The organism is Brumimicrobium oceani, assembly GCF_003143775.1.
In the GTDB taxonomy this organism is placed as follows: domain Bacteria; phylum Bacteroidota; class Bacteroidia; order Flavobacteriales_D; family Crocinitomicaceae; genus Brumimicrobium; species Brumimicrobium oceani.
Genome location: NZ_QFRJ01000001.1, coordinates 541,919 through 563,950, shown reverse-complemented (window position 1 = coordinate 563,950; position 22,032 = coordinate 541,919). Strand labels below are relative to the sequence as shown.

Below are 22,032 nucleotides of genomic sequence, written 5' to 3'. Positions count from 1 at the left end.
TCAGAGCAAAAGTCACCACCTGAATGTTAATATAGGGTTAAATTTGAAAACGAACAAAGATTGGTTTTATTGTGAACCCAATTTAAGAAAGCGATCGGAATGGTTGTAGGCCTATTTTACGCTAGTTTTTTATTTCCAACAATAGAATTGCAGCTTCTTCACTACCCAGCTTTTTTGCTTTCTTTAATGCCTTTATTGCTTCGTTCTCTTGGTTTGAACACAACAGGAGTCGACCTTTCATAAAGTGAAAAAAACCTTCTTTTGGAATAGCATTAATGCAGTTCTCAATCACGGGAATTGCATCACTGCATTTATTCACCATTTCCATCAAAACGCAGTAGTTAATCCTTGGCATAAAGTAATTTATCTCACTTTTGCCTATGGCTTTTAAATAGTTTGCTTCAGCGGAATCCAGCTTATTCATTTCTTGAAAAGTCCATGCGATGTCATTATAAACGAACGCCACATCTTTTCGGTATTGTAGACTTTGTCTGAGAACGCTCAAGGCTTTGTCCCATTCTTGCATTTCCCTATGCACATATACCAGGTTTTGTAGTGCTAAGGTGTCCTTTTGATCTAGGTCTAACAATGTTAAACAACTTTGAAGGGCTTTATCTGCTTTGCCGAATTCTGGAAACGAACTACAGGCATAATGCAAAGCAAGGTTTTCATAGTACTTCTCTTTGTCTAGATCTTTGCCTAGTTTGTAATACTTCTCTGCATTAAAATCGTGATTGTGCTGAATAGAAGCAAGGTCAAAATAATTACTCAGAACAGAATCGTTGTCTAAAACATTGTGCACAAGCCAAAAACCAAAAAATGAACCTGCATTTTCTGAGTCAATTAACCAAGCTTGATTAAATCTTTTCATTGCAGTTCTTAAATCTAATTTATAAAAATAATCAAATCCTAAATGCACAAATTTTGCAGCAGCAGTAGTGCGAGAATCAAAATCGCTGTCTATCGTTCCAAGAAACTCATTATCAGCCTCAATGTATTCTGAACCTCTCTCAATATAAGGTTCGCCAAACATGGGAATCAAATTATGTCTTCCCAAAGTCTGGATCTGTTCAAGCTGAACCTTGTTTTGAGCATGGGAGGCTAGGGTAGAAGTGAATAAAAGAAGTATTATTACAAATTTCATGGCGTAGTTTTTTGAGAGATAATGTTCTGCACATTTTAGTACAAATATCAACTTAATTGCTTATTGCTGCGTATTTTTCACATTTAATTTATTGCACAGCTAAGTGTTTTCACAATACTACCACTAATTAGTGGTTGGTCGGAAACAGACGGATTTTATAAAATAGATTATTTTTGATGAGAGTTGAATTTATTTTTATGAGGTGATGCCTTAGCATCAGGCGATTAAAAATAAAGGGAACTTTCGCAAAAAGAAATATTTTTAATTTTGATGTGTTTCCGTCCAGACACTAATTAAGGATCAGTTGGAATCAAACACTGTTTTTTGCTCCAAGAACTATTCACCTTGTCATTCTTTGGAGAATTAAAAAATCTTAGTGATTTATTTTTCGAGGAATTAGTTACGGTTTATTCCCGTAATTTTCTGCGTAGGGAAGAAAATTGGCTTTTACATTATGCGAGTTTAAAGCTTGTTCCTGTAATTTATTGAACTGCTGGTAGAGTTCCTGACAAGAATTAAATTTAGAATTGGAAGGAGAACATTTTCTCAACAGCAAACTTCGGCTGAGGGGTAGCAGCGGCATCCTCTGACGCTTAAGTCAGAGATATAGCGGATAACCCGACCCATTCAATTCTTTAGGCACACTTTTTTAATGGTGTTATTCCTGTTAAAGAATTGAATGAGGCAGCCCCAAAAAATAAAAAGGCTTAGGCTAAGATTAATGCAGCTCGTATTTGAGTTTTTAATGCAGTTGTAATTCTAATTCTGGCTGATGTTCTTTTGTTACATCAGCTTCTCTACGATCTATTAATAGTCTGGATAACGCTTGAGGGTAACCTCGCTCTTGGGTGAGTTCTGCTGCCAAAACATCGATTTCTTTCTTACGAATGGAATCAAGAATGGCGTTATCTGTTGATCTGTTTTCGATGACAGAAATAATTTTCTCCTCTTGAATTTTATCTATAATTTGATTGGCAACAGTCAAAGCAGAGGAAGCCTTCACAATTTCGCTTCTTGCATAGGTGGTGTCGGGAAAACTCACTTCTCCAACCCTCAAAGTGGCATCATCACCGGGAATTTGCTGTGCTCCGAAAAGAGGCGGACCTCCAACTGTGGCCGATTTAAAAGCAGGAAGGTATTTTGATACGCCTTCAATAGCACTTTCAGTTCTGGAGTCAATATCGGCCTTTTTCCATCCTCTGAAGAGTTTGTTGTCAATGTCATCGTTGAATTGTGGTTGCGCTTTGTCTTCCTTAGATTTGATCAACCCTCCTTTAAAAAGAGTAATTTGCTCTGTCATTCCATGAATTTGATAATAATCCTGACAATAAGGAGTCAGTTGTACCATTCCTCCAGGAGTTCCGCGCTCGCCATGGAATATGAGTTCAGGAATCAATCCATCAATGGGTTGCCATTTGGATACATAGGCCGCTTTAAACTCGATTAATCTATCTGATTTTATGTGAAGGGAATCATCAATTTTCCCAGTTTCAAATCCACATGAATTCACCAAGTACTTGACTTTGTAAACTTCAGTTTCTGTATGAATTTCCCAATTGTAGTCTAAGTTCTGATTGCGGAAGTCTTTTACTTCTGTAACTTGGGTATTTGTTTTAAGCGTACAATTTTCTGCTTTTTCCAAGGCCAATTGTGCTTGAGCTCCCAGTCTAAACATGTTCCATCCATACTCCTGAACGATAATAATTGGCGTTTTGAGCTGAGTATAGTCTACAAGACTAATGGCATTGGTGAGCCATTGATCTGGTGTACTTGGATTTTTAACACTTTCGTTTCCAGATAAACGCTTCAAATCTTCTTCTGTGTAGGTTTTGTAATATTCATCTGGATTGCCAAGTATTTCATTGCGTGAGTCTTCAGCGATTAACGACTTATAATAGTCCACCAACATATCCAACCGGCTCTGAATATTTTCTACGCTGTATTTCTGTGACTTCGGAATGCTAATAAAAGTAGGCCTTTCGTCGATAGATTGCGGAAATAAACGCGCCATTTCAATGGATTGCTTCATTAAAATTCGGCATTGTTCATCTGAAATATCAGGATAAAGATTTCCCCCCGCGTGCAAATGGCAGAAAGGCGGACCATTGACAACACTATTTTCTTGTTCGAAAAGTACATTATCGATTCCATATTTACCAAGTTCCAAGGATGTTACAACACCCGAAACTCCTCCACCAATTACACCTACATTGTAAATTTTGTTCATTTTAAAAATAGCTTTGTAAATCCTCAAAATTATCAACAACTACTGTTGGGTTGTAATCAGAAATATCCTCGAAATAATTATATCCGTAGCTTACACCAATACTTTCCATTTTGGCGTTTTGTGCAGCAAGGATATCGTTTTTGGAATCTCCGACCATAACCGTTTTTTCAATTGTTGAATCTAGTTCCTTAGCTAAATGAACAAGCGGGAGTTCATTTGGTTTTTTTTGAGGCAAAGAATTTTCTCCAATCCATTTTTTAAAGAGCCCTTTAATTTGAAGGGTTTCTAAAATGGGCGCTATAAATTCAAAAGGTTTATTGGTGCAAATTGCTAGTTTGTAGCCTTTTTCATTTAGGTATTCCAGAGTGCTTTTCACGCCAGGATACAAGAAAGTATCTTTACAAGTTATTTCTGTATACGCCGATAAATAAACATCGAAAGCTTCATTAAAATCAATTACGCCTAAGTTTTCACTTTGCAAGGAAGCTTCTAGTGCTCTTTTAACAAGCGGTTTTGCTCCGTTTCCAATGAAAGGAGTGACTTGCTCAATGGTTAGGGTGGTCAAATTATAATGCGCCAACATCACATTTAAAGCAGATGTCAAATCGGGAATACTATTAATAAGCGTTCCATCAAAATCGAAAATGATTAGTTCTTTGTTTGTAAAATTCACTGTGTTTTTTTTGTGTAAAGATATAGATTTATTGGGGTAGAGGGTGATTTAAAGGTTTGAATTAGTGAGTTTAATTTAGGATATAGTGATTTTGGAGTTGAATTTAGTAGTGCTTTAGACCTATAAAATCAGAATTATTCCAACTCATATAAATCATACCGATTAACATCCGGTGCTGTTACATTTCCATAATCAATATCGTAAGGTTCATCAACAAAGTTAATGTACTCCAATAATTCCTTACAAAGTTCGCTTTTATCAATATCATAATTATATCTTCTTAAAAACAGTTTTCCTTTTCCTTTTAAACGGAATTTGACCTTAGTTTTTACTCGAACACAGTATCTTTCGGATTTAATATAGTAATCACCAGATTTCGAATGAAAATAAATTCCTATCTCATTCTCCTTATCTTTTGAAGATATTTGGATATCTAGATTAACTAAGTCTTCAAAAGCCTCAATTGAGTCAACTTTCATATAATAATTGAAAGAGTCAATCTGAAAATAATCTTCGTATTCACTGAAGTTTAGCACATGTAAATGGTATTTTTTTACTAACTTAAGATTTTTAGGCTCTTCCGTTTCAATTAATTCATACTTAAATTTAACACCACATAATTCGTTGGAAAGCTCTCCATGTAAATAATATCGTACTGGTTTGTTCAGTTTTTTTCCTTCATACTTTCTTGTAGCATAATAGGTATTTAAAGATGTTGAAACGGATTGAATATTTGCTCCAAAAAAATTAGAATAAAATGTACCTCTAAACTCATCAGTTTCATCAGGACCGAATAAATCATAATTATTCTGACCAAAAATAATAAATGAGTGTATAAAGATTGTTATTACTATTAATGTTCTTGACATAGTTAAAACTAATGTTTATAATTTAAATTGACAAGGTTTTATTCCATTTCAAATATCTAAAAGAAACTGAATTGAATTTACCGGAAGAAATAATTGCAAGTAAAATCTTTGTGATAAGAGAAGTAAAAGTAATGTTGGATAGCGATTTAGCGGAACTTTATCAAGTAGAAACAAAACGTTTGAATGAACAAGTTAAACGCAACGACATGCGTTTTCCAGAAGATTTTAGGTTCCAGCTTAATGAAAAAGAATGGGAATACTTGAAGTCGCAATTTGCGACCTCAAGTTGGGAGGTAGAAGAACACTGCCATACTTCTTCACAGAACACGCAATTGAATTATAACCTAGTGGTGGTTAGATTTTAAAAAGATTTCTATCTTTAAGAAATAATTCGTTTTGATTCAGTCAATCACAAGATGAATCCATACTACTGCTAGATTTTGCTTTAACTATTCCATCTGGCAGGTCTAAAAGAGCAAAAAAGTAAGGTTTTAAATACTTATAAAAATGGTGAAATTCTATAGGAAGGAAGTTATCAAAATGAAGTTCTGGAATCAACTAAATGAAGAAATCCAAGTTACTTATAATACTGTTTAATAATCATATCATGAAAACATTGTGTTTAATTTTATTTGTTATTAGTTTTAATACTTTTGGGCAGAATATTTGTCTTAAATTAGACAGTATCAAAATTACTTATATTCCTTTGAATATCGTTGACCCAATCATATATTTGGATGAGTATGATGTAAAGCATTTTGACAAAGAATTTGTTTATTTATGTATTATAAAGGACTCTTTGTTAATTCTTGAGCAATTTACTAATATTGAATTCAATGATTTGGTCTATATGAAAGATTATATGGATACAAGATTAGTAATAGAAGTATTTAGCCACGATAAAATCGTAATGTTACTTTTGATGAATAATAAAAAACAGTTTTCTTTTGGTGGGGATTCAAAGCTTTTATTTGAAAATGAAAAGTTATTTGATTGGATTAAAAGGCTTTCATTAGAGAATCTTATCTATTACCCCGATAATGTACCAAAGGTCCATAAGTAACACTTACATCGTATTCTTTGACTAAAATATATAACTTAGGTATTACCTAAACGGAAGTGAAAAAACGAGATAGTAATTTCAACTATTCAAAACAACATATAATGAATAAAATAATTAGACAAATGGTTGATGGCAATTTTTACCTCATGTATTTTTGAAAGTAGTTTTACCTGAGCCAATATTTATTTTAAAGTCTGTAAATGATGATTAATTTGTTTTTGCTTTTGAAAAGAACGTATAACATAATGTACGTCATTGAATATAAGTATTTCCAAAGAATTTGGGGGAGCTTTACGTTTAAAAAAAACATTATCCCTTTTAATGTTACTTTGACAATGACTTTAAGTTTTGTATGTTTTTTTTACAGCATAATTTTATTTACTGATTTTATAATTGGACAAAATTTGTTTTTGAACTTTTTTAGCAATAAACTATTGATATATATATTGGTAGGTTTAGTATTAGGTCTACACCATTATTACTACGAGTATAAATCTAAGTATTTATCAGTGTTAAAGGCTTATGAAACTTTAGAAATATCTAAATTGAAGTACATAACTTACTTTATATTAACTAATTTATATATCTACGGTTCTATTATTTCTTTAATTGTATTTTCAATGCTTTCTGTAGATAATTCATAATCTTCTGAGTACACTTTCGCTTCGGCATACACCTTAAGATACTCCCAAGCTGCCACGAAAATTAGCGAAGCTTCTCGTGGCCTTGGGTTTCCATACATAAACCTCTTTTAAGAACCATAATCCCCAAGTAGTCCCAATTGAGTAAACCTTAACAATACAATCCAAAACTCCTCTTGATTTCTTTACCCAAACTTCAAAAACAAAGAACTTCAAAATCAAAGTAATCCTAAAAATCAAAACAATCACAGTACAGACAATTTTATTCCCCCAAGCTCCCCCAAGATTCAGCACAGCTTCTCGTGGCCTTGGGTCTCCAAACATAAACCTCCTTCTAGAATCATAATTCCCAAACTATCTTATTTGAGTAAATTTTAACAATACAATCCAAAACTCCCCAAGCTGCCGCGAGATTTAGCGCAGCTTCTCGTGGCCTTGGGTTGAAAACTTCTAAAACTAAGAGTTTCAAAATCAAAGTAATCCTAAAAATCAAAACAATCACAGTACAGACTATTTACCCCCCATGCTACCACAAAATTTAGCGCAGCTTCTGGTAGACTTGACACAAAATACAACCCTTTTCCTCTTGGTCGCCACCTCAAAATCCCTATATTTAAACTTTTCCAATTCAAAAAAGAAAAGTCCTTCATGAAAATCATCAATGCTCATCAAAACAACCTAAAAAACATCAGTTTAGAAATTCCTGAAAATCAATTGATCGTGGTGACAGGATTATCTGGTTCGGGGAAATCTTCTTTGGCTATGGGCGTTATTGCGAATGAAGGTTATCGTTACTTTTTGGAGAGTTTGCCAGCTTATAATCAACAAAATGGTTTGGCAATTCCAACTGCCGAAGTGGATGAAATTAAAGATCTTCCTCCGGTAATTAAGGTGGAACAGTCCAAACGGTTTCAATCTACAAATACAACTTTTGGAACGCTTTCTGAATTGACTGACGTTTTTAGAATCTTGTTTGCGCGTTATTCTGCGGAACATAAAATGAGTAAATCTTTGTTCTCTTTTAATCATCCGAGGGGTGCTTGTGAAGTATGCAATGGAATTGGTCAAGAAGAATATATCGACTTAAATAAACTTGTTGGAGATGAAGAATTAACTCTTCGAGAAGGAGCGCTAGTCACCACTTTGCCAAATGGTTATATTGTTTACTCTCAAGTAACAGTTGAAGAATTGGATAAGTTGTGTAAAGCGCATGGTTTCAGTGTAGATATTCCATGGAAAAACCTTTCTGAAGAACAAAAAGATGTGGTTTTAAATGGAAGTGAAAAGATTAAAGTTTTCTATGGAAAGCACAGTTTGGAATCTCGCTTAAGGTGGACAGGATTTAAAGCGAAACCAAGAGAAGAAGGTTTCTATAAAGGTGTTCTTCCCATTATGCAAGACATTCTGAAACGCGATCGCAATGTTAATATTCTGAAATTTGTAAGCTCCAGGTTGTGTCCAAGTTGTCAAGGTGCCAGAATAAAAGCGGAACAGCTAAAATTTAAATGGCAAGGCTTTAATTTCGATGCTTGGATGAATTTCCCATTGGTTGAACTATATGAAAAGCTTGAAATTCAAAATTTAAACGATGGAGAAAAAGTACTTGTAGATAAAATTAGAGTTCAATTGTATGACTTGATTCGCTTGGGAATGAGTGAATACAAGTTGAGTACAGAAAGTTTCGAAATTTCATCGGGTGATGCACAAAGAATCAAGTTGATCAATCAGGTAAACACTAATTTACAGGGGATTCTGTATGTTTTTGACGAGCCATCCATTGGACTTTCAGAAGCTTATCAAAAATACTTATTGCATATTTTTAATCGTTTGATTTTGAGAGGAAATACCGTGATGGTAGTCGAACATGATTTGGATTTTATAAAATCTGCAGATTGGATCATTGAATTAGGACCTGAATCGGGAATCAATGGAGGAGAAGTGGTTTTCAATGGTTTGGTAAACAACTTTCTAAACGCCAAGGAGTTAAATAGTCCGACTTTAAATGCTTTGAAAGAAAGTAAAATTCCGGCAATTCATTCGCCAAAAGTCGAGTTAGAGACTTCTTTTCAACCTTCACTTAAAAAACTGACTGTAATTACCCGAAAAACAGCTCAATCGATTCATATAATTGAAGAATTCTGCGATAAAAATGATTTGAAAAATATCACTGTTTCTGATCAACCCATTGGGAAAACTCCGAGAAGTAATCCCTCGACATACACTGGAATTGCGGATAAAATAAGAGATTTATTAGCGAAAACTGCCACAGCAAAAGAATTGAAATTATCAAAAGGAGCGTTTTCGTTTAACAATAAAGTCGGTCGATGCGAGACGTGCGAAGGAGCAGGTGTAATTACACTTTCGATGAGTGTTTTGGGGAATATCAATCAGAAATGTCCAACATGTAATGGAAAACGCTTTAAAAATGAGGTTTTACAAGTAAAATGGAACGAGAAGAACATTTCAGAAATTTATAATTTAAGTATCGACGAAGCTTTTGCGTTCTTTTCAACGGAGAAGAAAATCACAGATGTCTTGTCCTTAATGATTCAGTTGGGATTGGACTATATTAAATTAGGTCAGCCTTCAAACACATTATCAGGAGGAGAAGCGCAACGTGTGAAATTAACGAAGCATTTTGCGAAGAAATCTCCAAAAACCATTCTGATACTTGAAGAACCGAGTATAGGTCTACATCAACAGAATGTCAAACAATTAATTTCCGCTTTACATCAATTAAAAAGCAGTACGGCAGGAATTATTTGCTTCGAAAATCATCAACTTTTTCAATCTGAATGTGATTTTTTAGTTGATAATTCGTTAAAAGTTGATCCAATTGAATTTGAAGATGAAATTCAGCAGAATAAAGAAGTAATTTCAATAAAAGGGGCGCGAACTCACCATTTAAAGGACATTAATTTAGACCTGTCAAAGCATCAATTAACCGTAGTAACTGGAATTTCTGGTTCAGGTAAATCGTCATTGGTGATTGATACCCTGCATGGTTACGGATTACAGGAAATGAGTAAGCAATTTTCGAGTTATCAGCAATCTCGCGTAGGAACGGCTTTTCAATTCGATGTAGACAGCATCACAGGATTAACTCCCACAATTTGCATCACGCAGAAGCAAACCAACTACTCTCAGCGTTCAGACATTGCTAAGCAAACAGGAATTGACCAAATTTTGCGTTTTGCTTTCTCCCGAAAATCTACTTTTGAAGGAGAAGATTTATCTGCAAGTCATTTTTCGAATAACCATGAATTGGGCAGGTGTGCCGTTTGCGAAGGAATTGGCGAAGAATTATTGCCGGACGTCGATAAAATTGTTTTGAATTCGAATTTAAGCGTCTCTGAAGGATTGTTCGAACACAATAAAGCTTTGGATTATTATGGAAATGCCGGGAGTCAGTACATGGCGATTTTAAAAGAAATTGGAACACAACATGACTTCTCACTTGAAACGCCATTTAATGCACTTTCCGAACAACAAACAGAACTTATTTTTAAGGGAACAGGAGAAAAGATATGGGAAACGAATTGGAATTATAAAACGAAAACCAATCAAGGAAGTCAGGCTTTATCGATGAAGTGGGAGGGAATCTTCAATTATTTGAAAAATGAATATTACTTAACCCGAAAGAATAAGTTTACGAAAAATCTACTTTCCTTGTTTTCACAAAAAGAATGCAGTGTTTGTCAAGGAAGTGGATTAAAGCCAGAAAGATTGACTGTAAAACTAGCGGGGAAATCTATTTTTGATATCAAATCTATGCATTTCTTAGAGTTGCAAAATTGGCTCATTTCAAATTCCAAAAACGATGAAATTGATGGTAAATTAATCGCTCAAATTCAACCTTTTATTTCGAAAACGATTAAAAGAGCAGAGCAGTTACACATTGACCACCTACAATTGACACGAAAATCGGCAACGCTTTCAGGAGGTGAGAATCAACGTGTGGAGCTGATTAAACAATTGAATAATCCACTCAAAGGAATTACCTATTTACTCGATGAACCTTCTGCGGGATTATCCAACGACAATATTCCAGATTTGATTGGCATTCTACAAGAGCTGGTTGCGAAAGGAAATACCGTAATTGTCATCGAACACAACAAAGAAATCATGCTGTCTGCCGATTACCTTGTGGAATTAGGTCCGAATTCCGGAAAGTACGGAGGAGCAATAACATATCAAGGTCCACCAGAAGGCTTACTCAAAGAAAAAGAGTGTCATCCTTTCTTGAGAAATGAAATAGCTTCTGTTGAATTAGCACCTTCAAAAGAACATATTTCGATAGCTAATTTAGCCAAACATTCACTTCAAAAAGAGCAATTGGATATTCCAGTGGGTGGAATAACAGCCATCACCGGAAAGTCGGGCGTAGGAAAAACGACTTTGGTCAAGGAAATCTTAATACCAAGCATAGAAGCAGGGAAGCCAGTAAATTGTGAACAATTTCAATTGCCTAAAAAGTACGCAGGAGTTCATTACTTCGAATCGAAGAAACTAAGAACGCACTCAGCCACTTTATTGGTAGATTATCTGGGAATTTTGAATGAAATCACGAAAATCTTCGCAAAAGAAACAAAGTTAAAAGCCAAAGACTTTTCCTATAAAACGAAATCTAGTCAATGTCCAATTTGCAAAGGAAAAGGTTTCATTGAAACGAGTTTAGACATTGCAGCAAATGCGATTGAAAAATGTGAGGAATGTGAAGGGAAACGCTATCAAAATCACATTTTAGAATATCGAATAAAATCGAAAAACATTGCCGACGTGCTAGAATTTAACCTTTCAGAGATTCAAAATTGGTTTTCAGAGTACAAAATCTCCTCTAAAACAGTAAGATTCCTTGAGCAACTCAGAGAAATCGGTTTAGGTCATCTTTCTTTACAGCAAACCGTTCAATCCTTATCGTCAGGAGAAAAACAGCGTTTACTCTTACTGAATTGGCTTGATGAAAATCCTAAAAACGAGTTATTTATTCTCGACGAACCGAGTATAGGTTTGCATTATTCAGATATAGATTTATTGTTAGGAATTTTAGAAAAACTTGCAGTTGAGAATGATGTTTTGGTGGTAGAGCATAATTTGTATTTGTTGGGTAGAATAGGGAGTCAATTACGAATTGAAAATTAAAAAATACGAATTTTAGAAAATGTACTATCCTATTAGGTTGTTAAATAAGACTAGAATTTTTCTACGTACAACTTCTAAGCTAAACGAAGCTACCGCGAGCTTGTAGCTCGTGGTCTTCGTTTAGCTTAGAAAATTTCTCTCTAATCAAAAACCTTTTCCCCTTTTTTCAACCAAACTCCCCACGTTTTCGAATAAGCGTGAACTTTCATGGTTTCTTCTCCTTCTAAATTATACACAGGTTTTCCTTCGTTTACCCATTCAAAAATACTTCCGTACATGTTGCTAACATCAGTATAGCCGGCTTCGATGAGTTGTCGTGTTACATTTTCACTTCTCGCTCCAACAGAACAATACGCAATAATTTTAGTGTCTTTTTCTATCTCTTGAACTCTGGAAATTTTAAAATCATCATAACCCACCCAAACGGCGTCTTTGATGTGGCTGACGTTATATTCATTCTTTTCACGTGTATCAATGAAAATCACCTTTGAATTTGTTTGTTTTATACTATCGGCTTGGTCTACCGTTAATTCAGGTACATCATTTTTAAGCATCGATTTCAACATCGTGTTGTAAGCACTGCTTTGCACTTTCTGAGCAGCACAGGAGGAGATGAAAAATGATATTAATAGAAATAGAAAAATATTCTTCATGGATAATTGTAATTTTTTTAAGGGAAATTTAGCACTTCTTATTCAATAAATCATATTTAGTGCCAATTGAATTCACTTGGCTATTCTTAAGTTCAATTCAGGAAGTTTTGAAAGTTGATGAGTCATGTTGTTTTTCAATTATTTTAACCTTTTACTGTTGTTTATGAGATATCAATATAATCAATTAACAACTCAAAATCCTCTGCTTTTCCATTGGCAATTAAAAAGCTAAATTGTTCAATTCTATCAAAATTGAAATTCGGGATATCCAATTTACGGCCTCTAAATTGTGGATAAAAATCCTTGATTAAAAGCTCAATGGTCTGCCACTCGCCATTGGTTTCAAAGACCTGTACATAAGATTCTCTTTGATTACTCGATCCTTTCAAGCGGCATTGATAAGACTTTCCATCACCGTTAATTCTTAAAACGACTTTGGAGTTAGATTTTTCTAGATCTATATCTGTTGGCAATTGAACCGAAGCAAAACCTCCATTGTTCTCTAAGGAAACACTGCCAGAGAAAATACCATGATTTTCTTTAGTCATCTCAATTGAACTTTGAGAAAGTCCTCCCATTACGCCATCATTGACAATTCGCCAATTTTTAATAGGCGCTTCTTCAGAAAAATTGAAAATATTAATTGTTCCACCACTCATAACTAGAATTAAAATTACTGAAATTAATTGACTCCCCATTTCTCTTTGAATTAAATTATAAAACAAAGGAAAGAAGATTAAGTTTTAAAAATCGAAGTTCTGTTTTTATCTAGAAGGCAGACAGGAGAACTTTGTGTTGAAATTTGTGACAAAAGTCGTGAACTTTAGACCCTGAACTAAAATTATTCTGGATTTATTTTAACTTTAATGTTCCAAATATAAAACTAGAAATATGAGGATATCTTTATTAATGGGAGTGCTGATCCTGTTTTTTTCAGCAGAAACAGTATATGCCCAAAAGAAAAATAAGGGGGAAGAGGAGAAAAAAGAGAAAAGTAATTTAGAGAAAGCGGTCTCTAGTCTAAAATTCAGAAGTTTAGGTCCAGCTTGGTGTTCTGGTCGAATTGGAGATTTTGCGTTCAACCCAGAGAATCCCTCGGAATATTATGTGGGTGTGGCCAGTGGAAATCTATGGAAAACACAAAACAATGGAATTACTTGGAAGCCTATTTTTGAAAACTACGGAACTTATTCAATTGGAGTGGTGGAGATGGATCCCAATAACACGAACGTAATTTGGGTTGGAACAGGTGAAAACAATCACCAAAGAGCTCTGGGATACGGAGATGGAGTATATAAATCTATCGATGGTGGAGAATCATTCAAAAATATGGGATTAAAAGATTCTCGTCAAATTGGCGGAATCGTGATCGATCCAAGAAACTCTGATGTGGTGCTTGTTGCTTGTGAAGGTTCTGTTTGGGGATTAGGAGGCGACCGTGGACTCTATAAGTCAAAAGATGGTGGCGAAAACTGGAACAAAGTTCTAGAAATCAGCGAAAATACAGGAGTGAATAATATCGTAATGGATCCTTCAAATCCCGATATACTTTACGCAACGACGGAACAAAGGAGAAGACATCATTATGGAAAAATTAATGGTGGGCCAGAATCTTCTGTTTACAAAAGTACAGATGGTGGAGAAAATTGGAGAGAAATTAAAAAAGGCTTACCAACTGTTCATTTAGGTGGAATGGGAATTGCAGTTTCACCTGTTGACCCGAATGTAGTCTACCTCATTATTGAAGCTGCCGAAGGAAAAGGAGGTTTTTATCGTTCTTTAAATAAAGGAGAATCATGGGAAAGAATGAGCGGACACCACAGCAGCGGTCAGTACTACAACGAAATCACTTGTGATCCGGTGGATGTAGATAAGGTGTATTCAGTGGAAACTTTCACGCATTACACAGAGGATGCTGGTAAAACTTGGAAAAGATTAGGAAACAATAATAAACACGTTGACGACCATGCGATATGGATCAACCCAAAGAATACCGATCACATTATCATTGGTTCAGATGGAGGTATCTATGAAACATTTGACCACGGCGCAAATTGGGATTTCAAAGAAAATTTACCGGTAACACAATTTTATCGTCTCGCAGTTGATAATGCAGAGCCTTTCTATAATGTTTACGGTGGAACGCAAGATAACAACAGCACTGGCGGTCCATCTCAAAATACTTCATCCAAAGGAGTTACTAGTGACGAATGGATTGTTACGCTAGGTGGAGACGGATTTTGGCAAGCCATCGATCCAGAAGATCCAAACATTGTTTATTCGGAATATCAATATGGAAATATGTACCGCTATAATAAAACCACAGGCGAAAAAGTGAACATTAAACCAAGGGAAAGAAAAGGAGAAGAAAGCTACAAATGGAACTGGAATACGCCTTTGTTTATTAGTCCAAACGATAGTAAAACGCTTTATGCTGCAGCAAATAAGGTTTTCAAGAGTACAGACAGAGGAAACACTTGGGAGGTTATCAGTGAAGATTTAACCGCTCAAAAAAATCGGGACGAATTGAAAATAATGGACAAATACTGGAGTATTGATGCAGTGAAAAAACATGTTTCAACTTCACTTTGGGGAACATTGGTAGCCTTGGACGAATCTAGAATTAAAGCAGGTTTAATTTATGCAGGTTCGGATGATGGTGTGATTTCAATCACTGAAGATGATGGCGCAAATTGGAGGCAAGTAAAAGCAAAAGATTTAGGCGTTCCAGAGTACACTTACATCAGCGATATTCAAGCAGACAAATTCGACGAAAACGTGGTTTATGTTACTTTCGACAATAGAAAAATGGATGACTTTAAGCCTTATATTTTCAAAAGTTCGGATAAAGGAAAAACTTGGAAATCAATATCTTCAGTTTTACCAATTAATCAAACAGTTCATACGATTCAGCAAGATCATAAAGACGCTGATTTATTGTTTGTAGGAACAGAGTTTGGTGTTTTTACGTCGTTGGATGGTGGTGAAAATTGGACTCAATTGAAGTCTGGAGTTCCAACTATTGCAGTAAGAGACCTTGCGTTACAAGAAAGAGAAAATGATTTGGTTTTGGCTACTTTTGGAAGAGGATTTTATGTCCTAGATGATTACTCTCCATTGAGAATATTATCTCAAAATTTAATTGAAGAAAATGAAGCGCATATTTTCCCAATCAAGGATGCGAAAATGTTTGTTCAAACGAGCAGCAGAAACAATCAAGGCTCGACTTATTATTTTGCTGAGAATCCTGAATACGGAGCGCACATTCGCTATTATTTAAAAGAAGCTCCTAAATCTTCTAAAGTCCAAAGGCAGGAGAAAGAGAAGAAGTTGTTTAAGAACGGTGAGTTTATTCCTCAACCTTCTTGGAGGGATGTTGAACTTGAAAAACTCGAGGAGGGAGCTCATTTGATTTTCACGATTAGAGATGCAGAAGGGAACGCGGTGAGAACCTTGACCAAAAAAGCGAGCAAAGGAATGGGAGAAATTGTCTGGGATTTAAGACTTCCTTCTCCTAGACCAATCATTACAGACAAATTTAATCCAGCAGCGGAAAGCAAGGCAGGATGGCCAGCGATGCCAGGAAAATATTCTGTAAGCATGCAATTGTGGAACAACGATTCACTCACCGATTTGGTAGCACCAGTTTCTTTTTTAGTGGAGAAGTTATTTGAAGATGATTTAACTGCTGCCGAGAGAAAAGAACTGGCTGATTTTGATCAAAAAGTTACGAATATGGTAAGGGTTTCTTCAGCTTTGAACAGTTCTATCAAAGAATCACAGAAAAAAGTCGCTTCAATGTTGCAAACGATGTACAATATGGAAGAGATTCCAACAAAGGAAGTTGCAAAGGCGAGAGAAATAGCGAAACAAGTGGAAGAGCTGCGATTTAAAATGGAAGGTGTAAAAGCGAAAGCGAGTGGAGAAGAAGTACCACCAACACAAGTCTCTATCAACAACCGAGTGAGTGCAGTGGCTTATGCTAGATTTGCCTCAACTGGACAAGCTACAAATACTGAGAAAGTAGGTTATGAAATTGCTAAAGAGGAGTTGCAATCGGTTATGGACGAATTGACAAATCTTATTGAAGATGATATCTCAACGATAGAATCTAAACTTGAAGGAATGGGAGCAAATTGGACTCCAGGAAGTGTTCCAAAGTGGTAAATTTGTAAATTTCTAAAATAGTGCTTGGTCGGAAACACAACAAATTTAAAATTGAATCTTTTGAGTTTATTTTATCTTTTTTCTTGTCGGCTGATGCTAAGGCATCTCCTAAAGAAATAAAAATAAAATAATTCTCAAAATCTATACAATTTGTAAAAATCGTCTGTTTCAGACCAAGCACTAAATAAAAAGCCTTCGATCATGTTAACAGTGACGGAGGCTTTTTTATTTAATGCCTTTTCGGAAATAGTTGTTTTTTGTATATTGGAGAGGCTGGCCTTTTAAGTCGCAGATTGTAAAAGCCAATTTTCTTCTCTTCGAAATTTAAAATTTTATACAGAGAATTAAAACATTGTCTTCAGATAATGAACAGGAATAAATTATAATGCTTATCGGGAACTGTACCAGCTATTTAATTTACTACAATAAAAAGTACTCTCTATTAACTGGGCCAGATCCTCCCAGGGTTGAAAATTAAGATTTTCAACCCTGGAAGGATGACAGTTGTAGGCGCTGGTAAGCAAGTGAGAGGGGAAAAGCAAAAGCGCTCTAGCGCTTTTGCTTTTCCCCTCTCACTTGAAGTATGACTCTAGCTTAATATCATCCTTCGCAAATTTCTTTTTTCAACTGCTTGGAAATAGAAATTTGCGAAGGATCTTGTTAGTTTACCGCTGAATCACATTATGGTTGGCTTAGACATATTTACTGGTAAAGTATCGGATAGGCATTTAAATTATAACCGATCCTTCTTAAAATAAAATCTAAGAATTTTCAAAAAGGCCTTTTTTAGTTAGAAAACTTGATCCTGTCGATAAGTGTTCTGAATAAAACCTTTTAGCAAACGGCTCATCTTGTTAACCCTAAAACAAAAGATTGCTTAGTGGTCTTATTCCAATTGAAGATAAAAATAGAATGTAGTCAAAGGTTAGAACTTAATCAATCTTTTATTATGCTTAAAATCAGTTGTTCAGATGCCGATAATTCATAATCTTCCTTAGGCTCTTTAAAAGGATTTTCGAGAGGAATAACTTGTTTGTCTACTGATTTAAAAATTTTTGGATGAACATAATAATCTTTACAAACGGTTGGGGTATTGCCCAATTCTTCTGCAACCATTTTAATGAGGATGTTGCTAAATTTCTTTCTTGGAAATTGACTACTTTGTTCAATTGCTTGTGGGTAAAGTTCCACTGCAAGTCTTGTAGCAACCCATGTTCTAAAGTCTTTACTTGAAAAATTAGTACCTATAATTTCGCTTATGAAATCATTAACGTCACTGCTGTCTATATTTTGAAAACTCCCAGATTCATCTTTGTATCTGAAAATCTCATATCCGGGCAATTCTGCACTTTTTTTAATCATTTTAATAAGACCCTCATCATCAATGCTTACTTCTCTTTCCTTATTGCTTTTCCCTTTGTATTGAAAGATCAACTCTGATTGATTTATCGTTAAGTGTTTCCTGCGAAGTGTAGTAAGTCCATAAGTTTCATTTTTCTGGGCATAATATTGATTCCCAATTCGAATTCCGTATTCATCCAAAATAAGTACTAATAAAGCCAAAATCTTATCTTTTGTCCATTCTTCCAGCTCAATGTTTTGATAGCAAGTCTTTCTTATTTTAGGCAGATGACGGGCAAATTCCTCAATGCGATTAAACTTCTCTTCTTGCTTTAGCTTTTCCCATAAGGAATGATAAATGTATTGCTTTCTTCCTTTGGCATCTCGACCAATGGCTTGAACATGGCCGTCATCAAATTTGCAAATCATAACTTCATCCCACATTGGCGGAATAACAAGCCCTTTCAATCTCTTTAAGATTTTCTTATTGGTAATTTTTTCGTGATTTTCGTCAATAAATTGATAGCCTCGTCCTACTTTTTTTCGTTGAATGCAAAGTGCAGTATCATCAACATGTTTAAGTTTAACTTTTTTCATTGCTTTTGTGTTTCAACGTCTATACATAGAATGATTTTAATATTAGATTCAAACGTTTGTGCCGAAACAAAGTTCAGAGAGAGGTTTTTATTTGACTAGTTTTTTATCTGGACTTCCTCAAATTCAACATCATCAATTGATTGGTCTTGACTTTTATTGAGGTCCGTAGAACAGTTACCTCCAAAACAATTTCCTGAAGCGCAACCAAAAGCAAACAATCCCATTGCAGCAAAATAGCCACCAAATAGCACTCCAATCCATTCACGACTCATGGCAGTCTGTACAATGATTAAGCTTCCCATGATTACATAAATTGCGCGGATAAATGTCCAATTATTAAGTAGTCTTTCTTTCATACCGAATTTTTAATGTCTAAAATTACTTTGTTAACAATTACAAGCGAGTAACAATTGTAACAGTTTACCTGAAGATTTATTTGATCGAAGGACAATTTAAAGGATGTTTAAACAGGGTTTAATCACTAACTTTCCAAGCCAGCCAAAGTATTAGGGTAACAACAATCAGCGCTCCAAGTGAAATTCCACCGATAAAAAATTTGATTGCACCCACAATAAAAGTAAGCACTCCAATGATGAGGGCAGCAATGACCAAAAGGGAAATGACGAGAATCTTTTTCATAATGTTTGTTTTTAGTTATGCGAGTTGTTTCAGTTTAATGCGCTTTAACAACTTGAGGTTTAGTTAAAGATGCTCAAAATTTCTCATTTGCAATCTTCCCTTCACTTTTTTTATGATTTTATCAGCATTTGTAAATAGTGGTTGGTCGGAAACAGACGAATTTTATAAAATAGATTATTTTTGATGAGAGTTGAATTTATTTTTATGAGGTGATGCCTTAGCATCAGGCAATTAAAAATAAAGGGAACTATCGCAAAAAGAAATATTTTAAATTTCGATGTGTTTCCGTACAGACGCTAAATAACTTCCCATTAAATCTTCTAAATTTTCAGTGTCATGCAATTGATCATATCGAATATCACAGGTGTAGAGCTCCATTCGCTGTTTTTCGGAAAGTTGAATATTAAAAACAAAAGCCTTGTAGGAATCGTCAACCAATCCAATAAGATTAACAATATCGAGTGTAGTGGAGGCTATTTCAGCAGTTTTATGAGCTTTTATTTCATTGAGAACATGAATTATTTCAGGAGTAAATATCCCTAAGGAAGAATCGTAAAACTGTGAAAAACCTCCATTTGTAACGGCTTGATTCATTTTCACGATGATATAAACCATTTTCTCTGGAACGGTTAAATGCTGAACTGCTTGGTAGGATTCCGACCAATTTTCCCCAGTAAGTTGGGCGCTTTCTAATTGTTCTTCTGCTGACCTGAATAGCCGACTGATTAATGCTCTATTTGTGATGTTCTCCATGTTTGTCAAAGGTAGCAATTCAGATAATTTTCAGGTGGAAACCCTAAGGATATTATTTTTAGATTTTTAAATTCCTGAAAGCATACACTTTATCGGTTCTAAATGAACTGCACCATCAGTAACTTACAGAAAGCATTTTACTAAAAAAGCCTCCACTAAAAAATGAATGCTCCTTTATTTTTGAGAATTATGTTGATTTCTTAATTCTTCAATGCTTTCTTTATCCTGGTCAATTTATTTTGTCTTTCTTCTAGCTTTATACTGGCTTTTTCAAGTGCTTCTTCTTTTTCTGCTGCTTCTTTTGTCAGTTCTTCAAGTTCCTCATTTAAGTTCTCTATTTCTTTATTATTTTTTGAAATATCCTTGTTTAGCCCTTTAACATCTTTGCTTAAGTCTTTCACTTTTTTTTCAGTGTCTTTGACCTGGTCTTTGTAATAATCTGGAAGATAGGAATTCAAAAATTCGCTAAGCATCCTTTTCATAGTCTTGTATTCCTCAGGTGTTTCAGTTTTGCTTATATAAATGTCATAACCAAATGAGGCAAACACTTTCATTTCTGAACCCACTTCGTTTTCTACAATCTGGGTATAAAAATTCATTCTTTTAGAAGACAGTTTTTCAATAATTACATCCTCTTTGTAAAGTAAATCCTTATTCGATAAAAAACCGATTCCCTTAATTTTAAAGTCATAATTATCTTTTAAAAACGACTTCCAAGCTTTTTTTAAAGGTTTCGGCTCTGGGTCTAGATTGACATACAAAGAAGGTCTATTTCCGTCATTGTGTTCAACAAATCCATCTTTTGGAATAGGGTCTTGTGCATGTGTTGCCTTTGTAAAGCCTAACATTAAAAGTGTTACTAAACTAATTTGTAGTAAATAATTTATTTTTTTCATTGTATTTTATTTGAGTGGAGAAAATCTCCCGTTATTGTTTTATGTACATTTTTCTACGCACTTAATATAGCAACTTATATGTCTTAAGTCAAGCTAAATGGAGGGTTTTAGCGAGGTTTAAGTGTTAATAAAGCCTAATGTAGATTGGTAAATTCTTTGTTTTTAAAATTACAACATTCATTTAATTGTTTGGCATATAAATTTTTATTGGTGTTTTTAAGTTGAACTTTTCGAGTTCTATACAGAATTACAATACATTTAAAACGGAGATTATTGGATTCCTAGCAGAAGTCAGTTGTCAATGTTTTCTCATTTGCATCTAGTATCTCAATCTCCATTTTCTAAATTTGTGAAAAATCAAAAAAAAAGTAAAGAATTATGAAACAAATTTCTGTATTAATTTTAGGTCTTTTCGCCACATTTTTTGTGCATTCACAATCTGGTGTTCTTGATCCCACTTTTGGACAGAATGGCTTTGTGACCACTGTTATTAATGGAACTTACAACTTTTCCAATGCTACGATAGTTCAGAATGATGGGAAAATCTTGGTTTGTGGAAGAGCAGGTGAGCCTTCGACATACAAAGCAACTGTTGCCAGGTATAATACTGATGGAAGTTTGGATAATTCTTTTGCAAACAACGGAACTTTGGTTATTCCAATTGGAAATGCGAAGTCTTTTGCAACTGATATTGCGCTTCAAAATGATGGTAAAATTGTGATGTCTGCCTATACTTGGAACGATGTAAAAGGAGAATTTGCTGCTATTAGAATAAATTCAGATGGTTCATTTGATTCAACTTTTGGAAATCAAGGTGTTCAATTGATCTCAAATTCAGGGAGTGCAGTTACACAATCTCTCAGGATCCAAGACAATGGAAAAATCTTGTTGGCGGGGTATTATGACGATGAGTTTGCAGTTTTACGATTAGAAACAGATGGAACAATTGACAATAGTTTTGGAGTTTCAGGTTGGGCAATCACCACTTTTGCTGGGGCTTCTTCATTTATTGAAGAAATAGAGATTCAAAATGATGGAAAAATCATTCAAGGTGGTCTTGTTTTGTCTTCGAGTCAGATTTTTGAAATGGGAATTGCTCGTTTGAATACTGATGGAACGATAGACCAAACATTTGGTAGTCAAGGAAATTTGAGGTTTAATATTGGAAATGGTAACGACTTTATAACTGGAGTTGCAATTCAGAATATATGAAAAGTGCGCTATCAA

General features: G+C 34.7%; 17 protein-coding genes. 5 read left to right on the top strand and 12 right to left on the bottom strand.

Annotation, left to right across the window (positions count from 1 at the left end):
• Positions 1–121: 121 nt before the first annotated feature.
• The 4 genes from DIT68_RS02460 to DIT68_RS02445 form a co-directional block, all read right to left on the bottom strand.
• Positions 122–1,144 (bottom strand): tetratricopeptide repeat protein, encoded by a 1,023-nt coding sequence (locus DIT68_RS02460; protein ID WP_146194098.1) that lies wholly within the window; start codon positions 1,142–1,144, stop codon positions 122–124.
• Between the two features lie 742 nt (positions 1,145–1,886).
• Positions 1,887–3,371, bottom strand: coding sequence for an FAD-dependent oxidoreductase (locus DIT68_RS02455; protein WP_109358222.1), 1,485 nt, complete (start codon positions 3,369–3,371; stop codon positions 1,887–1,889).
• A 1-nt stretch (position 3,372) separates the two neighbouring features.
• Positions 3,373–4,044: a phosphoglycolate phosphatase gene (locus DIT68_RS02450; protein ID WP_109358221.1), complete on the bottom strand. Its 672-nt coding sequence runs from the start codon at positions 4,042–4,044 to the stop codon at positions 3,373–3,375.
• Between the two features lie 134 nt (positions 4,045–4,178).
• Positions 4,179–4,913 carry a hypothetical protein gene (locus DIT68_RS02445; RefSeq protein ID WP_109358220.1) on the bottom strand — a complete coding sequence of 245 codons (735 nt, stop codon included), beginning with the start codon at positions 4,911–4,913 and terminating at the stop codon, positions 4,179–4,181.
• A 71-nt stretch (positions 4,914–4,984) separates the two neighbouring features.
• Here DIT68_RS02445 and DIT68_RS02440 point away from each other — a divergent pair, with 71 nt between their 5' ends.
• Together DIT68_RS02440 and DIT68_RS02435 are read left to right on the top strand one after the other, a co-directional pair.
• On the top strand, positions 4,985–5,278 hold the full coding sequence (locus DIT68_RS02440; protein WP_233244138.1) for an ORF6N domain-containing protein: 294 nt from the start codon (positions 4,985–4,987) through the stop codon (positions 5,276–5,278).
• A 242-nt stretch (positions 5,279–5,520) separates the two neighbouring features.
• On the top strand, positions 5,521–5,976 hold the full coding sequence (locus tag DIT68_RS02435; RefSeq protein ID WP_146194097.1) for a hypothetical protein: 456 nt from the start codon (positions 5,521–5,523) through the stop codon (positions 5,974–5,976).
• 586 nt (positions 5,977–6,562) lie between these two features.
• Here DIT68_RS02435 and DIT68_RS16255 read toward each other — a convergent pair.
• Positions 6,563–6,718: a hypothetical protein gene (locus tag DIT68_RS16255; RefSeq protein WP_158276094.1), complete on the bottom strand. Its 156-nt coding sequence runs from the start codon at positions 6,716–6,718 to the stop codon at positions 6,563–6,565.
• Positions 6,719–7,265: 547 nt separating this feature from the next.
• Here DIT68_RS16255 and DIT68_RS02425 point away from each other — a divergent pair.
• Positions 7,266–11,759 carry an excinuclease ABC subunit UvrA gene (locus DIT68_RS02425; RefSeq protein WP_109358217.1) on the top strand — a complete coding sequence of 1,498 codons (4,494 nt, stop codon included), beginning with the start codon at positions 7,266–7,268 and terminating at the stop codon, positions 11,757–11,759.
• A 140-nt stretch (positions 11,760–11,899) separates the two neighbouring features.
• On the opposite strand, the gene DIT68_RS02420 is transcribed toward DIT68_RS02425, so the two are convergent.
• On the bottom strand, positions 11,900–12,412 hold the full coding sequence (locus DIT68_RS02420; RefSeq protein ID WP_109358216.1) for a rhodanese-like domain-containing protein: 513 nt from the start codon (positions 12,410–12,412) through the stop codon (positions 11,900–11,902).
• Positions 12,413–12,573: 161 nt separating this feature from the next.
• The gene (locus DIT68_RS02415; protein WP_109358215.1) at positions 12,574–13,110 is read right to left on the bottom strand and encodes a CIA30 family protein; all 537 of its coding nucleotides are present in this window, start codon (positions 13,108–13,110) and stop codon (positions 12,574–12,576) included.
• Positions 13,111–13,303: 193 nt separating this feature from the next.
• On the opposite strand from DIT68_RS02415, the gene DIT68_RS02410 reads away from it, so the two are divergent.
• Positions 13,304–16,579 carry a WD40/YVTN/BNR-like repeat-containing protein gene (locus DIT68_RS02410; RefSeq protein WP_109358214.1) on the top strand — a complete coding sequence of 1,092 codons (3,276 nt, stop codon included), beginning with the start codon at positions 13,304–13,306 and terminating at the stop codon, positions 16,577–16,579.
• Between the two features lie 936 nt (positions 16,580–17,515).
• Here DIT68_RS02410 and DIT68_RS02405 read toward each other — a convergent pair.
• The 5 genes from DIT68_RS02405 to DIT68_RS02390 all read right to left on the bottom strand — a co-directional run bounded on the left by DIT68_RS02405 (position 17,516) and on the right by DIT68_RS02390 (position 20,805).
• A complete protein-coding gene (locus tag DIT68_RS02405; protein ID WP_109358213.1) occupies positions 17,516–18,517 on the bottom strand; it encodes a DNA topoisomerase IB in 1,002 nt (333 codons plus the stop codon).
• Positions 18,518–18,612: 95 nt separating this feature from the next.
• Positions 18,613–18,873 carry a hypothetical protein gene (locus tag DIT68_RS02400; protein WP_109358212.1) on the bottom strand — a complete coding sequence of 87 codons (261 nt, stop codon included), beginning with the start codon at positions 18,871–18,873 and terminating at the stop codon, positions 18,613–18,615.
• A 118-nt stretch (positions 18,874–18,991) separates the two neighbouring features.
• Positions 18,992–19,156, bottom strand: a complete 165-nt coding sequence (locus DIT68_RS16385; RefSeq protein ID WP_199223364.1) for a hypothetical protein — start codon at positions 19,154–19,156, stop codon at positions 18,992–18,994.
• Positions 19,157–19,423: 267 nt separating this feature from the next.
• On the bottom strand, positions 19,424–19,909 hold the full coding sequence (locus tag DIT68_RS02395) for a DMP19 family protein (protein WP_109358211.1): 486 nt from the start codon (positions 19,907–19,909) through the stop codon (positions 19,424–19,426).
• Positions 19,910–20,109: 200 nt separating this feature from the next.
• A complete protein-coding gene (locus tag DIT68_RS02390) occupies positions 20,110–20,805 on the bottom strand; it encodes a hypothetical protein (protein ID WP_109358210.1) in 696 nt (231 codons plus the stop codon).
• A 378-nt stretch (positions 20,806–21,183) separates the two neighbouring features.
• Between DIT68_RS02390 and DIT68_RS02385 the strand changes: the two genes are divergently transcribed.
• Entirely contained in the window at positions 21,184–22,017 is an 834-nt protein-coding gene (locus DIT68_RS02385; RefSeq protein ID WP_109358209.1) for a delta-60 repeat domain-containing protein, read from the top strand.
• The last annotated feature ends 15 nt before the right edge of the window (positions 22,018–22,032 follow it).

Excerpts from the sequence above, each read along its gene's own strand:
- DIT68_RS02460 (WP_146194098.1), bottom strand. The coding sequence starts at position 1,144 with ATGAAATTTGTAATAATACTTCTTTTATTCACTTCTACCCTAGCCTCC.
- DIT68_RS02455 (WP_109358222.1), bottom strand. The coding sequence starts at position 3,371 with ATGAACAAAATTTACAATGTAGGTGTAATTGGTGGAGGAGTTTCGGGT.
- DIT68_RS02445 (WP_109358220.1), bottom strand. The coding sequence starts at position 4,913 with ATGTCAAGAACATTAATAGTAATAACAATCTTTATACACTCATTTATT.
- DIT68_RS02435 (WP_146194097.1), top strand. The coding sequence starts at position 5,521 with ATGAAAACATTGTGTTTAATTTTATTTGTTATTAGTTTTAATACTTTT.
- DIT68_RS16255 (WP_158276094.1), bottom strand. The coding sequence starts at position 6,718 with ATGTATGGAAACCCAAGGCCACGAGAAGCTTCGCTAATTTTCGTGGCA.
- DIT68_RS02425 (WP_109358217.1), top strand. The coding sequence starts at position 7,266 with ATGAAAATCATCAATGCTCATCAAAACAACCTAAAAAACATCAGTTTA.
- DIT68_RS02420 (WP_109358216.1), bottom strand. The coding sequence starts at position 12,412 with ATGAAGAATATTTTTCTATTTCTATTAATATCATTTTTCATCTCCTCC.
- DIT68_RS02415 (WP_109358215.1), bottom strand. The coding sequence starts at position 13,110 with ATGGGGAGTCAATTAATTTCAGTAATTTTAATTCTAGTTATGAGTGGT.
- DIT68_RS02410 (WP_109358214.1), top strand. The coding sequence starts at position 13,304 with ATGAGGATATCTTTATTAATGGGAGTGCTGATCCTGTTTTTTTCAGCA.
- DIT68_RS02405 (WP_109358213.1), bottom strand. The coding sequence starts at position 18,517 with ATGAAAAAAGTTAAACTTAAACATGTTGATGATACTGCACTTTGCATT.
- DIT68_RS02400 (WP_109358212.1), bottom strand. The coding sequence starts at position 18,873 with ATGAAAGAAAGACTACTTAATAATTGGACATTTATCCGCGCAATTTAT.
- DIT68_RS16385 (WP_199223364.1), bottom strand. The coding sequence starts at position 19,156 with ATGAAAAAGATTCTCGTCATTTCCCTTTTGGTCATTGCTGCCCTCATC.
- DIT68_RS02395 (WP_109358211.1), bottom strand. The coding sequence starts at position 19,909 with ATGGAGAACATCACAAATAGAGCATTAATCAGTCGGCTATTCAGGTCA.
- DIT68_RS02390 (WP_109358210.1), bottom strand. The coding sequence starts at position 20,805 with ATGAAAAAAATAAATTATTTACTACAAATTAGTTTAGTAACACTTTTA.
- DIT68_RS02385 (WP_109358209.1), top strand. The coding sequence starts at position 21,184 with ATGAAACAAATTTCTGTATTAATTTTAGGTCTTTTCGCCACATTTTTT.